This window comes from Bartonella sp. B39 (assembly GCF_053795145.1).
The window spans coordinates 1,080,277-1,094,524 of record NZ_CP200036.1; the positions used below are offsets into that span (position 1 = coordinate 1,080,277).

The following is a 14,248-nucleotide window of genomic DNA, read 5'->3' on the forward strand; positions in this document are numbered from 1 at the left end:
TTCTCCTCATCCACGAGCATAAGTGACTTTTTGCTCGTGTGCTTTTCCTTTATAAGTTTAGTTGAATCCATTCAAATCAATTAAAAAGGCTTGTAATGCTGCGAATTCGTCCCCTTTCTCCCATTCTTTTATGTATTGCTTTTATTCTATCAACAACCCAAGCTTATACAATTGCAGGTCAAAAACTTATAACCCTTGAAAAAGCAGCTTTTGCTTACAGCAAAGCGATTAAAAATGCTGATGCAAATGCCATCTTAAATGCTATCCCTCCCCAAATCATCAATAGTTTAACTGCCAAAAAAAATCTCAGCAAACCACAATTCCAACAAATCATGAAAAAACAAATAGAACAATTGGCAGAAAATTATAAAATTGAAAGTATTCACATTGACCAAAAACAAAAACGTGAAGGCAAGCTTGATAATGGTATTCCTTATTTTGTTATACCTGTAGAATTTGTAACCGCAACAAATGCTGGGAAAAAATGCTCTATTCAAACTGAGGTTATTGCCCTTTTTTATAATAACCAGTGGTATTTTATCCGTGGGAACGACGAAGCAATCTTAAACATAACCACTGAAGCATTTCCTGGACTTGAAAAAATAAAAGTTAATCCCCAGAAAATCACAAAAATACTATGATTGGAAAAAATGTGTACATAAATAAAAGGAAATTTTTCTTTAAAAACAAGTTGTAATAATTGTAGCAGCAGCATTAAATTCAGTTTTCTTGTGATCACGGCGTGCTATGGCTTCCTCATCAATGCCCCATTGTTCTATCATCCAATCTTCATCTAAATGTGCAATATCAAAAGCATGATCTGCATCAATTTTTCCAGCGGTAAAAGCAAGAGCAATAAGAGCTGATCCTGTTAAAGTTGTCATCATATGAAGCGCGGCAAGAATATAAGGCGACTCCACTTTGCGCAAATAATGACTCACCGCTTGAATGGCTTCCCACGGTTGTTCAATATGCATAAGGCCTTGTGTCAAATGAAAACGTGCGTCAAGTTTTTCTTCTGCCCAATCAAGTAATGGATCCCACTGTTCACATTGTCGTTGCACGAGCTCTTTCGGTGTTTGTGCACGATAAAAAATCATATCACATGCAACAAAACGCAATAAATCCTCGAAAATAACTTGCATATCGTCAGCTACGCCATCAATAACAGTATTAATAAGGCGCGTAATTGGCATTTTTAGTGGATCAATAACTTGTTTTTGGCTTTCAAACTCCTTTGCTACTAATACAGCACATGCTTCTTTTGGCACAAGAAAAGGCCGTCTTGCCGGCGTTTTGACTGGACATCCATCCAATAAGAGAGAAAATCCCCTCTCTTCGCAAGCGATCTTCACTTCTTTATAAAATCGTCTAGGGAGTAACTGGCATGAAAGATTCTGGTCCTTCTGAACGGAGTTATTTTTACTCAATGGCCTATTAAAATGATGCAAAATTTCACGCATATTATTTAACGTTTTCCTCTGATATTTTCAAAAATCAACTGATTGTTCAAGTTTTTGTGTATTTCAATGAGGTTTAATTTGACCTCCTTTTCCGCCTAAAGAAGGAAAAATTTTACCAGCATCAATCTGATTTAAGAGTATATTTCATGTCTTTTTTACAAACAAGACAATGGTGAATGCCTTGTTTATATTCAGCAACAACTGTTAAAATATTTTTTAAATATTTGTCTTGATTTAAAAACCTAATATGTTGAATTTGAAGAAATTTTCCATTCCACCATTGCTGCCCAAAGTGTTTGCGAAATTTTAGAAAACCGCATTAGGGCTCTGTCTGTATCAATAAGATTTATATCAAAGTTAAAGGGTAAGAGGAAATATATCTATTGAGCTATTGATAAACGTGGCCTTTCCATATGATGCTGAAGGTTTCATCAAGCCATTTATGATAATCGCGGACTTCTTCGTTTGAGGTATAAACAGAGAAAATGAAACCAGGATATCCACTGTATGCTGGTGGAGGTGGTGAAATATGATCGGTTTCAAAGAAAATGATAATTCTAGCAGTTAGTGGATTCTGTGCAACCTTATCTAGGCCTGAAAATTCAGAAAACCTTCCATGACCACGAAGAGGAATAATGTAATTTGCCGCTACTTTTTCAGCTGGAAGTACATCGGGAAGTTCTAAGCTTTGTTCGGCTAAAGCAGCGTTCATACATAGTTTTCCAAATAAAATTCCTGTACATTGCTCCACATTAAAATGGTAAACACCTGACTCACCTATACGAGCGCCAATCTCAATTACATACATAAGGTAAGTTATTAGTATCTAAGCGTAACTCTACATGGGCAGCTCCCATGTTTATACCAAGAGCTTTAATCCCAGAACATACAGCCTCACATAAAGCAATAATTAAAGGATCATCTATATCACAGCGTTTACGATAAATTGTTTCTTCCAACCATGGTTCTTCAGGCTATTCCTTATCTCCAACGGCCAAAATATGCACACCTGCTGTATCGACAAAGCATTCCGTAACAAACTCTTTTCCTGGTAAATATTGTTCTACTACTAACCCTACAGATTTATTGTTATAGTTGAAACGTGCCATATCTTTATACTGAACATTCCATACCGCTTTGATGAGATCAGGAAATTTTTCAGAACTTTTAGCTAACATTATGCCTATACTACCTAGCTCCAAAAATGGGTTTAATGACTAGCAGACAGCCTAAAGCATGGGCTTATGATAAATTTCCGGATTATCTACATAAAAAAATCTTGATGTTCTCAGCCCTGCTTTAGCAAAAGCTTGACGCATTACATATTTGTTTCGGGTCAATGCCGCTACTTTTAGCTCAATACTGGAAGTATTGATTTTTTTGCAGCTAAAGCTGTCCGTATGGTGACTTCTTTGCAAAGAATCACAATCCCACCAATATTGCATTCTTTCACTCCGACTGCAAAAGCATCTAGAGCTAACTCTAGATTATCAAAAACAGGAAATTACCAAGTTGAAATTACTGCTGCATGTAGCTGAATAGGTGCATTTTCAGCGATATCATAAATCATTACTAATTCGATGTTAGCTGCTTTTGCAGCTTCAAATATAAAGGGTATTTTTGCATTACGCTGACACACTAACGCCAGTTCTTTCCCTTATAATTTAGAATTTTTGGAACGGTGTTTCAGTTGCCATCCAGATACTTTTGATGCATCTATAAGTAAGAGTATCATTTCTATAACAACTGACAATCATAGCAATTATTTTGATAGCGCTTAGAGAGGTGCTCAAGTCGGTTACCCATTCACATGCTACGACTGCAAAAAGAGCTGATACACCGATAGTATTGGCGTATAATATGCCTCCTTCGGCTAAAACTTTTTGCTGCAATACGTAACCTGGTTACGATAAAAATATTTTAAAATCAATATGTTAAACATGTCTTATAACTTAAATATGTAACAGTGGGGAAGAATAAAAAATGAATAATGGTATAAATGATGCTGCAGAAATTATAGTAATCCAAGCCAGTGCGGTTAGTAAAGGTAAATTTTTGGGATACTGTTTAAAAAAATCATAAAGAGAGTAAGTAAAGTACTGCTGTTAAAGCAAGACCTATCCCTATCAGACTATAATATCTACCCTCCTGTTTATATTGAATGCTACAGCTGCTACACTAACAATTATCACACCGCTAAGCTTCATCCATGAGACCTCAAGGCCATTAGTCAGCGCATCCAATATATAGGTAATACCTGAAATAGTAGCGAGCACCATAATTAAATCACTGGCTTTGAGCGACTTTAAGGCACCGAAGCTGCATACAAAATACAGCGAGAATCCTAACACTAATAGAATTAAAAAAGAAGGTATCATTGCAAGCAATGGTAATGATTTTAAAACGGCTTTCTCACGAAATACTGCGATCAACCATAAGGCCGCAGCAGTAGCACATAACCTAAGTTCAATTGCATGTACTACCGGTATACTGCTAACCAAATTCTTAGATAATAACCAACCTATAGAAAACAGCGCTAGAATGGTAAAAGTAAATAATAATAACCGTCCTTTTAAAAAACTCAATGATTTAACCCTCCAATCACTCGCCGCGCATAATATGATGTTGAAAAATTAAATCATGACTTTGGGGTTTTTGGTTTCTAAAGGTTATTTTGGATATAATCTTTAGCACCTGCTAAATAAGCGTCATTATCCAATGCTTCAAGTACTTCTATATCTACGATTATCAATGATATTACTTCTTTAAGACGCTCCAAATCAGATTGAAAATAACTTCACCCCATTTCAATCAATGCTTTGTTACACATCAATATTTCAAAAAGTAAGATACCTGTACCAACATCGAACGTCATATGCTGACCAGAACCTTTTGGATAACGAAATATGCGTTCTAATAGAACAAAATCAAATACTTCTTCCCAAAACTTTGAACGATTTTATAGCATAATACGCACTGTAATTAAGTCCACTTTAGTTTTTTCTAGAAGAAGAAACTGCGGAACAAGACCAGTAGCTACAGTTTTAATTTTATCAAAGTTATTACGTGCGGAAGAAATATTTTGATTATGATTGTCAAAACATCATTGAGCAGAATCTACACAGTTAGTATCCGCAGGGGTAATTGCATAGATAAAAGTATTCTTTTCAAACTGCACAATCTCTATTCTTTAAATTATGTGACTGAATTGCTAAAATATGCAGAATAGAATGAACAACAATGGATCGAGTTTTTATTTTTGGTATCTGTACTTCAAATTGGTATTTTAAACAATATATGTGAATGCAAATTTAAATTATAATTCTGCCTTAACAAAAAGTATAAAAAATTGAGACTATGTTTTCCTATTTTGAGGGAGCGTTTATTTCCGTTGGCTCATTATATTGATCAAATTAAATACTTACTTAAAGTAGCAATATCTATACTCGTCAACAGCTTATAAGGTGTTTCTAACAGAATGTTAAAGAAGAAAAATGCTCGATCACCCAAAAGACTATGGAGCAGTGCATTTTACTCACCATCCTACCTTACTAAATATCCGCAAGGGTGCCTCACTCATTCGTTTAACATATCCATCCCCTCTGCACAAAGTTTCCTCCGCCTGATATCAAGCCCTAAACGGTAGTGTTTTACGGCATAATAGGATAAAGAAACTGTAGAAAAATTGTAAATGATATTCGCCAAATTCATAACCAAAAAACATAATTTGTAATGGTGGGCAGCTTAGCAAAAGCCCTCTTCATAACAAATTATACTACACCTTACTAAATCATACAAAATTTGCACAAATCAAAAAGAACAAACTGTAAAAGTTTTTCTCTTATTCCATTTCTGCTTCTCCATCATTCTCATTAAAAGCCAAAAGATTAAAGCTTTGTACCATATGAGGAGGCAAAGGTGCGACAACATTCAATAACCCTCCTGAAGGATGAGGAATACGAATACGACGTGCATGAAGGTGAAGCCGGTTTTGAATTCCCCCTGGTAATTCCCAATTACTATCAGAAAAAAAATATTTTGAATCGCCAATGATAGGGTGATCTATATGGGCAGCATGCACACGCAGCTGATGTGTTCTCCCCGTATAAGGTTCCATTTCAAGCCACGAAAGAGTTTTCCCTCTAGTATCTAAAACGCGATAGTAGGAAACTGCATGGTTAGAATCTGGTTCCCCATGTTCACAAACACGCATTTTATCACCCTGCTCGGTTACTTCCTTGACCATCCATGTTGAAATTTTATCCTGTTTTTTTCTAGGAACACCTCGTACCAATGCCCAATAAGTTTTTTTTGTTTCCCGCGCCCTAAAAGCAGCAGTTAAAGCCTGTGCAGCCCCTCTTGATCGAGCAACAACGAGCACACCCGATGTTTCACGATCAAGACGATGAACCAAACGTGGTTTTTCACCTTTTTTATTGCGCCAAACCTCGAGCATACTATCAACATGGCGAGTCAAGCCAGAGCCACCTTGTACAGATAAACCTGCAGGTTTATTAAAAACAAAAATCTTTGAATCTTCATAGAGCAGCATTTTTTTTAAAACGGACTCATCATCCTGTCCACGGAGTGTTTTATCCGTTACAGGAAAACTCTCCTTGTCATTAACAGGCAGAGGCGGCACACGAACAGATTGCCCCACTAAAAGACGCGTATCGGCTTTAACACGTCCACCATTAACCCGTATCTGACCAGAACGTAGCAACTTTTGTAAATGCCCAAACCCGAGTCCTGGATAATGCACTTTAAACCAGCGATCTAAGCGCATTCCGTTTTCATCTGTCACAACCTTTTTTACTTCTACGCCGACCATGAAAGTACCCTTGCCAATATAATTTAATTTTATTTACCAGTTTTTATACTTCATCTTTATAAACACAAAAATCCATATCTTCTAGAATTGGCTTTATCACACCACATTACAATTCGTATCCAAAATTGCATTTTCTTATTGTTTAAATTTTATTAGCTCAAAGATTAGATTTACGAAAATTATAGCCCTGTATACTTGCGGTAGCCATTGGAGATATTATCTGTGTCCTTATTCAAAATTTATGCACGTGTTCTCAACTATCTGAGCAGAGAAAAAAAGACATCTGTTTTAATCTGTACCGCTAATGTTGTATTGGCTGTTATCACCATTGCAGAACCTATTTTATTTGGACACGTCATTGATTCCATTGCTGAAAAGTCAGATATTGTTCTGACTCTCACGATTTGGGTATGTTTCGGACTCTCTAATATTATTGCTTATGTTCTTGTTGCCCGTGGAGCTGATCGCTTAGCACATAGGCGCCGTTTAACTGTTTTAACGGAATCCTTTGAGCGTATTATTGCCATGCCCCTAATTTGGCACCAACAGCGTGGAACCTCTAACGCCCTTCACACACTCTTGCGCGCCATAGACTCCATGTCAACCATATGGCTTGATTTTATGCGTCAACATCTCTCAACTTTTGTGGCGTTATTGGCTCTCATCCCCATATCCTTTAACATGAATTGGCGCCTTTCAACAGTCTTGGTTGTTCTCGCCATCATCTATCTATTAATTGCACGTCTAGTAATGCGAAAAACAAAAGACGGACAAGCCGCTGTAGAATGCTATCACCATAATGTGTGTAAACATGTCAGTGATTCAATCTCTAACGTTTCCATTGTACAAAGCTATAACCGAATAAAGGAAGAAACTTTAACACTGAAACAACATACAAACGATCTTCTTCAAGCACAAAACCCTGTTCTTAATTGGTGGGCGCTGGCAAGTGGCTTAAACCGAATGGCTTCAACCGTTTCAATAGTATGTGTCTTTTTGCTTGGAGCATTTTTTGTAGCAAAAGGCCAATTACGTATGGGTGAAGTTGTTGCTTTTGTCGGATTTGCACAATTAATGATTAGTCGTCTAGATCAAATGAGCAATTTTATTAATTTAGCGGCGTCTTCACAAGCAAAACTACAAGAATTCTTTGAAATGGAAGACTCAACCTTTCATATTAACGAACCTGAAAGCTTTCCTTCCCTCCAAAATGTTAAGGGTGCAATACAATTTCATCACGTTACCTATAAATTTCCAAATTCTTCTCAAGGTCTTTTTGACATTTCATTTGAAATTAAGGCAGGGCAAACCGTTGCAATTGTAGGACCAACAGGTGCAGGAAAAACAACATTAATAAACTTGTTGCAACGCGTGTATGACCCCACATTTGGACATATCTCCATTGATGGAATAAATATACGCTCTGTTAATCGCGAATCTTTACGCAAATCTTTAGCAACAGTATTTCAAGACGCCGGCCTTTTCAATCGAACTATTCACGACAACATCTCGATAGGAAGAGCGACTGCAACAGGTGAGGAACTTTATGAAGCAGCAAAAATAGCAGCAGCCCATGATTTTATTTTGAAAAAAAACAATCGTTATGACACAATAGTCGGCGAGCGAGGTTCTCAACTGTCAGGTGGAGAAAAACAACGCTTAGCAATTGCGCGCGCTGTTTTAAAAAATGCACCCATCCTCATTCTAGATGAAGCAACCAGTGCTCTTGACGTCGAAACAGAGGCACGCGTTAAAGATGCCCTTGAAAGTATAAGTCACAACCGCACTACTTTTATTATAGCACATCGCCTTTCGACAATACGCAATGCTGATCTTGTGCTCTTTCTAGAACATGGTCACTTAATTGAAAAAGGAAGCTTTCAAGAACTGATAAATAAAGGCGGACGCTTCTACAAACTCTTAAAAGCTAGCGGTTTAACAATCGAGCAACCAGCAATAGGAGAAGATGAAAATGTGTTTTCATTACATGAAGCCATGGCGTCATAAAATAAACGCTCCACCTTGAAGAAAGAGGTGTAAATCCCCTCTCTTTAAAAAATCTCGAAGCTAAGTAACCGAATAATAAATCAGAAATTATCCTTCAAGAAAAGCTTTTAACGCTGCAAGTGCTTCATTAGCCTTATTCCCTTCAGGTCCACCAGCTTGCGCCATGTCAGGACGACCACCACCACCTTGACCACCAAGAATACCTGAAACAATACGCACCAAATCAACAGCATTCAACTTATCCGTCAAATCATCAGTAACGCCAACAGCAGCACTCCCCTTGCCATCCTCTGAAACACAGATGAAAACGACTACTCCAGATCCAATCTGCTTCTTTCCAGAATCCACAAATGCTTTCAAATCCCGTGGTGAAATATTTCTCATAACACGCCCCATAAAAGAAATACCATTGATGACGGTAATATCTTCTTGACCATTTTTCATATCCCCACCATTCAAAGCAATTTTCTTGCGTGCATCATTCAATTCTTTGTCAAGTTTACGACGATCATCAAGTAGAATCCGAACACGTTCTTCTATATCAGCAGAAGAAGTTTTTAAAAGATTAGCAATTTCATGGATTCGCTCATCTTGGCGGTTTAGATGGAGGCGTGCAGCTTTCCCTGTTAAAGCTTCGATACGACGAACTCCAGCCGCCACAGAGCTTTCAGAAACAATATGAATTAAACCAATATCCCCTGTTCTCTTCACATGTGTGCCGCCACAAAGCTCAATTGACCAATTCTTCTTTAGTTTCCCTAGTTCAAGCTGATTTCCCATAGAAACAACGCGAACTTCATCACCATATTTTTCACCGAACAACGCCATTGCCCCTTCAGAAATGGCATCATCCACGGGCATAAGTTGTGTTGTTACCTCACTATTTTGCAAAACAATATCATTTGCTAAATCTTCTATTTTTTTCAATTCTTCTGGTGAAACGGATTTTGGATGAGAAAAATCAAAACGTAACCGATCTGGCGATACCAAAGAACCTTTTTGTGTAACATGAGATCCCAAAACTTGACGCAAAGCTTCATGTAATAAATGGGTAGCAGAATGATTCGCACAGATTTTCTTACGACGAATAACATCAACTGTTAAATCTACACAATCAGACCTCGATGCCTGACCACATTTCACCTCCCCAATATGGATAAAAACACCATCACCTTTTCTTTGGGTATCATGCACCTCAAAAATAAAATTTTTACCAGAAATGATACCGCTATCACCAATTTGCCCACCAGATTCACCATAAAAAGGTGTCTGATTGACAACAAGCATAGCTTTCTGACCTGAAGAAATATGATCAACCAGTTTATCATCACACACAAGAGCTGTAAGAATGCCTTTAGTCGTCTCTGTTCCATAACCCAAAAATTCCGTAGCCCCCACTTTATCACGAACAAAAAACCAGATCTTTTCTGTTACAGCTTCCCCAGAACCAGACCAATTGGCACGCGCTTCCTCTTTTTGACGCTCCATCGCTTTATCAAAGGTATCAACATCAACAGATATTCCACGACGCCGCAAAACATCCTGCGTTAAATCAAGCGGAAAACCATAGGTATCATAAAGCTTGAAGGCAACTTCACCATTAAAATGATCCCCTTCTTGAAGATTGCTGCTTGCTTCATTCAACAAACCGAGTCCTCGTTCAAGAGTTTTACGAAACCGTGTTTCTTCTAACCTTAAAGTCTCTGAAATCAAAGATTCAGCACGCACCAATTCAGGATAGGCTTGTCCCATTTCGCAAATTAAAGCGGGCAAAAGACGCCACATCAACGGCTCTTTAGCACCAAGAAGATGCGCATGCCGCATAGCACGACGCATAATACGACGTAAAACATATCCCCGTCCTTCATTAGAAGGAAGAATACCATCAGCAATCAAAAATGCACATGAGCGGAGATGATCAGCAATCACGCGATGGCTCGCAACAAAATCATCCGTTGCTTCAACACCTGTTATCTCTTGTGATACACTGATTAGTGCACGAAAAAGATCAATATCATAATTATCACGAACGCCCTGTAAAACAGCAGCAATACGCTCTAATCCCATACCTGTATCAATAGAAGGATGAGGCAATTCAATACGCTCTGCCTTACTTACCTGCTCATACTGCATGAAGACCAGATTCCAAATCTCAACAAAGCGATCACCATCCTCATTAGCACTTCCAGGTGGCCCTCCCCAGATTTTATCACCATGATCATAAAAAATCTCCGAACAAGGACCACAAGGACCAACATCCCCCATCGCCCAAAAATTATCAGTCGTCGCAATACGGATAATTTTTTCATCAGGAAGACCTGAAATTCTACGCCAAAGTTCAGCAGCAACATCATCACTATGATAAACTGTCACCAACAATTTCTCTTTTGGAAGACAAAATTCTTTTGTTAAAAGATTCCATGCCAAAAAAATAGCTTCTTCTTTGAAATAATCACCAAAAGAAAAATTACCCAACATTTCAAAAAATGTATGATGGCGTGCCGTATAGCCAACATTATCAAGATCGTTATGCTTTCCACCGGCCCGGACACATTTTTGTGCCGTTGCTGCCTGCTTATAAGGGGGCTGTTCAAGTCCAGTAAAAACATTTTTAAACTGCACCATTCCAGCATTTGTAAACATGAGTGTAGGATCATTACGCGGAACAAGAGGGCTAGAAGAAAGAACTTTATGTCCATTAAGATGAAAAAAATCCAGAAAAGTTGACCGTATACTATTAACACTATTCATATCGTCACCTGTAGAGTACAGCGCAAAACCATAAAAGCAAAATCCGCCTCATTAAATATCCTCTTTGCTGCACTCGTAGAGTCAATTTAATCAAAAAGTGGAATGCTTTTTCAATAAAATCGAAAAGTAAATGGTCTCAATACGTTAAATTTTTAAATAAAAATAGAAAGATTTCAAATGAATGAATGGCTGTTAAACAAGCAATCCATCACATCGTTTCATCGCTTTCTGTATTTTCTGACCCTGCATTTTCTAGCAGTTCAATTGCAATCAAACCAGCATTTTGGCGCAAAGCTGCTTCAATCTCAGCAGCTATTTCCGCATGTTCACGCAAAAACTGCTTTGCATTCTCACGCCCCTGTCCCAAACGCTGAGAATTATAAGAAAACCATGCACCAGATTTTTCCACAATGCCAACTTTAACACCCAAATCAATCAATTCGCCTACTTTGGAAATACCTTCACCATAAATAATATCAAACTCAACCTGTTTGAATGGAGGTGCCAATTTATTCTTAACTACTTTAACGCGCGTCTGATTACCAACGATTGCATCCCTATCTTTAATGGACCCAATGCGGCGAATATCTAAACGAACAGAAGCATAAAACTTTAAAGCGTTTCCACCTGTTGTCGTTTCGGGAGAACCAAACATCACACCGATTTTCATGCGAATTTGATTAATAAAAACAACCATACAGTTAGAGCGAAAAATCGCTGCTGTTAATTTTCGTAACGCTTTACTCATTAATCGAGCTTGCAATCCGGGTAAAGCATCCCCCATTTCACCATCAATTTCCGCCCGTGGCGTCAAAGCCGCCACGGAATCAACAACCAGAACATCAACTGCACCAGAGCGAACAAGTGTTTCTGTAATTTCCAACGCCTGTTCACCAGTATCGGGCTGAGAAATGAACAAATTTTCTAAATCAACACCAAGCTTACGTGCATAAATGGGGTCAAGAGCATGCTCTGCATCAATAAAAGCACAAATTCCACCAATTTTCTGTGCCTCAGCAATGGCATGAAGAGCTAGTGTTGTCTTTCCAGAACTTTCTGGTCCATAAATCTCAACAATACGCCCTTTCGGTAATCCACCAACACCCAAAGCAATATCCAAGGATAACGAACCTGTTGGGATTGTTTCAATTTCAACAACCTGCTCTTTTTGCCCAAGACGCATAATCGAGCCTTTACCGAAAGAACGTTCAATTTGTGAGAGCGCAGCATCGAGTGCTTTTGTTTTATCCACGATTATATCCCTGACCGATTCATAACAATTTAATATCTAGTGTACACTGTTCTTTTAACTTAACCAAAGCCCTGAGTTAAGATTCTCACAGACTATTTCTATTTCTATCATGATATGATGTCCACAATATCTCACAAAAATGCGTAAAAGCTACCCTTTTATCTTACAATACAAATACACTTCAATAAAATACCTTTCTATAAAGGAGAGAAATTTAGTATGTTTGCATCTCTTCTTCAGAAAAGAAACAATTTAAATTTCAATACAATGCTTTATACACAAACCCTTCTGATCCTTTTCTATAAGCACCAAAAAAATCACAGCTCTTAGTGAATCCTCTGCTCTTGAGAACAGAAAAACTTGCTATCAATCAAAATAACAGAACACCGCACAACTAAAATCATAATTACAAAGAAGCCTACGAAGCATAATTAAATCAACATTTCTTAAAATTGAGTTTTAAGCATATTGGGAAATTTTTCTTAGATAAAAAAGAAAAAAAATCGCTCTAAAAATAATAAGCTTTTGAAGCATTGCATCCGATTATTTATAAAATTTCAATCTTATAACTGATGTAAAATCAGTTCAAGAATAATAAAAAATCTTATTTCAATTAAAATTTTATGTTTGATTGCCTCGTTTTTTGCGCAATTTTTTCCACCACTCAAGACGCTTTATAATCTCACGCTCAAAACCGCGTTCTCGTGGTTGATAATAGATCTGGCGCCCAAGTTTTTCAGGAAAATATTCTTGCCCAGAAAAAGCATCTGGTTCATCATGATCATAACGATAACCATGCCCATATCCTTCTTCCTTCATAAATTTTGTAGACGCATTGAGGATATGCTGTGGAGGAGGCAAAGAACCATTTTTGCGTGCACAACACAGTGCTGCCTTATATGCGAGATATGTTGCATTCGATTTTGGCGCAGTTGCAACATAAAGACATGCCTGAGCCAAAGCCAGTTCTCCCTCAGGTGACCCTAAATAATCATAAGCATCTTTTGCCGCATTACAAATGACAAGAGCTTGCGGATCTGCCAAACCGATATCTTCAACAGCCATACGGACCAATCTTCGCCCAATATAGAGAGGATCTTCCCCCGCATCTAACATACGTGCCAAATAATAAAGCGCAGCATCAGGATCAGATCCACGAACTGATTTATGTAACGCTGAAATGAGATTATAATGACCATCCCGCCCTTTATCATAAATTGGGGCACGACGCTGAATAATCTTTTGCAAAGCTACAGCATCAAATATCTCTCCCGCTCGCGCGACACACCAAACTTCCTCTGCCAATGTTAACGCTGCCCGTGCATCACCATCAGACATCCCTATCAAAACATCTCTGGCATCATTATCTAAGGGAAGAAGCTTTCCCTCCACTTCTTCAGCACGTTTTAAAAGCATGCTCAAACTTTCACTGTCATGGGGAAGAAACGTCAAAACACGCGCACGAGAAAGAAGAGCAGCATTAAGTTCAAATGAAGGATTCTCCGTCGTTGCACCAATAAGAATTATAGTACCATCTTCCATAACAGGAAGAAAACTATCCTGCTGTGCACGATTAAAACGATGAATTTCATCCACAAACAAAAGTGTTCGACATCTAGACATAAAACGAGTCTGAGCACTTTCAAAAATCTTTTTAAGTTCAGAAACTCCGGTAAAAATAGCAGAAATTTGCTCAAAAACGAAATCTGTTTCAAGTGCTAACAAGCGCGCAACCGTTGTTTTTCCTGTTCCTGGAGGACCCCAAAAAATCATCGAACCAATTGAACCAGCGGCAACCATACGCGAAAGCACGCCCTCTTCTCCAACCAAGTGATCTTGTCCCATTACATCCTTGAGACAACGAGGACGCATTCTTTCTGCAAGCGGCCGATTTTTATTAACTTGAAAATCAAACGATGAAGCAAAAAAACCTTTATTCAAAAA

Annotated in this window: 11 protein-coding genes; 2 read left to right on the forward strand and 9 right to left on the reverse strand. The window is 38.0% G+C overall.

The window, feature by feature from the left end; genetic code table 11:
• The first annotated feature begins 95 nt into the window (after positions 1-95).
• Entirely contained in the window at positions 96-641 is a 546-nt protein-coding gene (locus V4P57_RS05095; RefSeq protein ID WP_455465526.1) for a hypothetical protein, read from the forward strand.
• Positions 642-680: 39 nt separating this feature from the next.
• Here V4P57_RS05095 and V4P57_RS05100 read toward each other — a convergent pair whose 3' ends face one another.
• The 6 genes from V4P57_RS05100 to V4P57_RS05125 form a co-directional block, all read right to left on the reverse strand.
• Positions 681-1,463 carry an ATP12 family chaperone protein gene (locus V4P57_RS05100; RefSeq protein ID WP_455465527.1) on the reverse strand — a complete coding sequence of 261 codons (783 nt, stop codon included), beginning with the start codon at positions 1,461-1,463 and terminating at the stop codon, positions 681-683.
• A gap of 388 nt (positions 1,464-1,851) precedes the next feature.
• On the reverse strand, positions 1,852-2,175 hold the full coding sequence (locus tag V4P57_RS05105; RefSeq protein WP_455465528.1) for a hypothetical protein: 324 nt from the start codon (positions 2,173-2,175) through the stop codon (positions 1,852-1,854).
• Between the two features lie 82 nt (positions 2,176-2,257).
• Positions 2,258-2,422 carry a hypothetical protein gene (locus V4P57_RS05110; protein WP_455465529.1) on the reverse strand — a complete coding sequence of 55 codons (165 nt, stop codon included), beginning with the start codon at positions 2,420-2,422 and terminating at the stop codon, positions 2,258-2,260.
• A 15-nt stretch (positions 2,423-2,437) separates the two neighbouring features.
• Positions 2,438-2,641 (reverse strand): hypothetical protein, encoded by a 204-nt coding sequence (locus tag V4P57_RS05115; RefSeq protein ID WP_455465530.1) that lies wholly within the window; start codon positions 2,639-2,641, stop codon positions 2,438-2,440.
• Positions 2,642-3,589: 948 nt separating this feature from the next.
• Positions 3,590-4,048, reverse strand: a complete 459-nt coding sequence (locus V4P57_RS05120) for an EamA family transporter (RefSeq protein ID WP_455465531.1) — start codon at positions 4,046-4,048, stop codon at positions 3,590-3,592.
• A 1,256-nt stretch (positions 4,049-5,304) separates the two neighbouring features.
• The gene (locus V4P57_RS05125) at positions 5,305-6,294 is read right to left on the reverse strand and encodes an RluA family pseudouridine synthase (RefSeq protein WP_455465532.1); all 990 of its coding nucleotides are present in this window, start codon (positions 6,292-6,294) and stop codon (positions 5,305-5,307) included.
• A 222-nt stretch (positions 6,295-6,516) separates the two neighbouring features.
• Here V4P57_RS05125 and V4P57_RS05130 point away from each other — a divergent pair, with 222 nt between their 5' ends.
• Positions 6,517-8,301: a glucan ABC transporter ATP-binding protein/ permease gene (locus V4P57_RS05130; protein ID WP_455465533.1), complete on the forward strand. Its 1,785-nt coding sequence runs from the start codon at positions 6,517-6,519 to the stop codon at positions 8,299-8,301.
• Positions 8,302-8,388: 87 nt separating this feature from the next.
• Here V4P57_RS05130 and alaS read toward each other — a convergent pair whose 3' ends face one another.
• The 3 genes from alaS to V4P57_RS05145 form a co-directional block, all read right to left on the reverse strand.
• Positions 8,389-11,052 carry an alanine--tRNA ligase gene (gene alaS / locus V4P57_RS05135; protein ID WP_455465534.1) on the reverse strand — a complete coding sequence of 888 codons (2,664 nt, stop codon included), beginning with the start codon at positions 11,050-11,052 and terminating at the stop codon, positions 8,389-8,391.
• A 208-nt stretch (positions 11,053-11,260) separates the two neighbouring features.
• The gene (recA, locus tag V4P57_RS05140) at positions 11,261-12,304 is read right to left on the reverse strand and encodes a recombinase RecA (RefSeq protein WP_455465535.1); all 1,044 of its coding nucleotides are present in this window, start codon (positions 12,302-12,304) and stop codon (positions 11,261-11,263) included.
• Between the two features lie 621 nt (positions 12,305-12,925).
• Entirely contained in the window at positions 12,926-14,245 is a 1,320-nt protein-coding gene (locus V4P57_RS05145; protein WP_455465536.1) for a replication-associated recombination protein A, read from the reverse strand.
• Between the last annotated feature and the right edge of the window lie 3 nt (positions 14,246-14,248).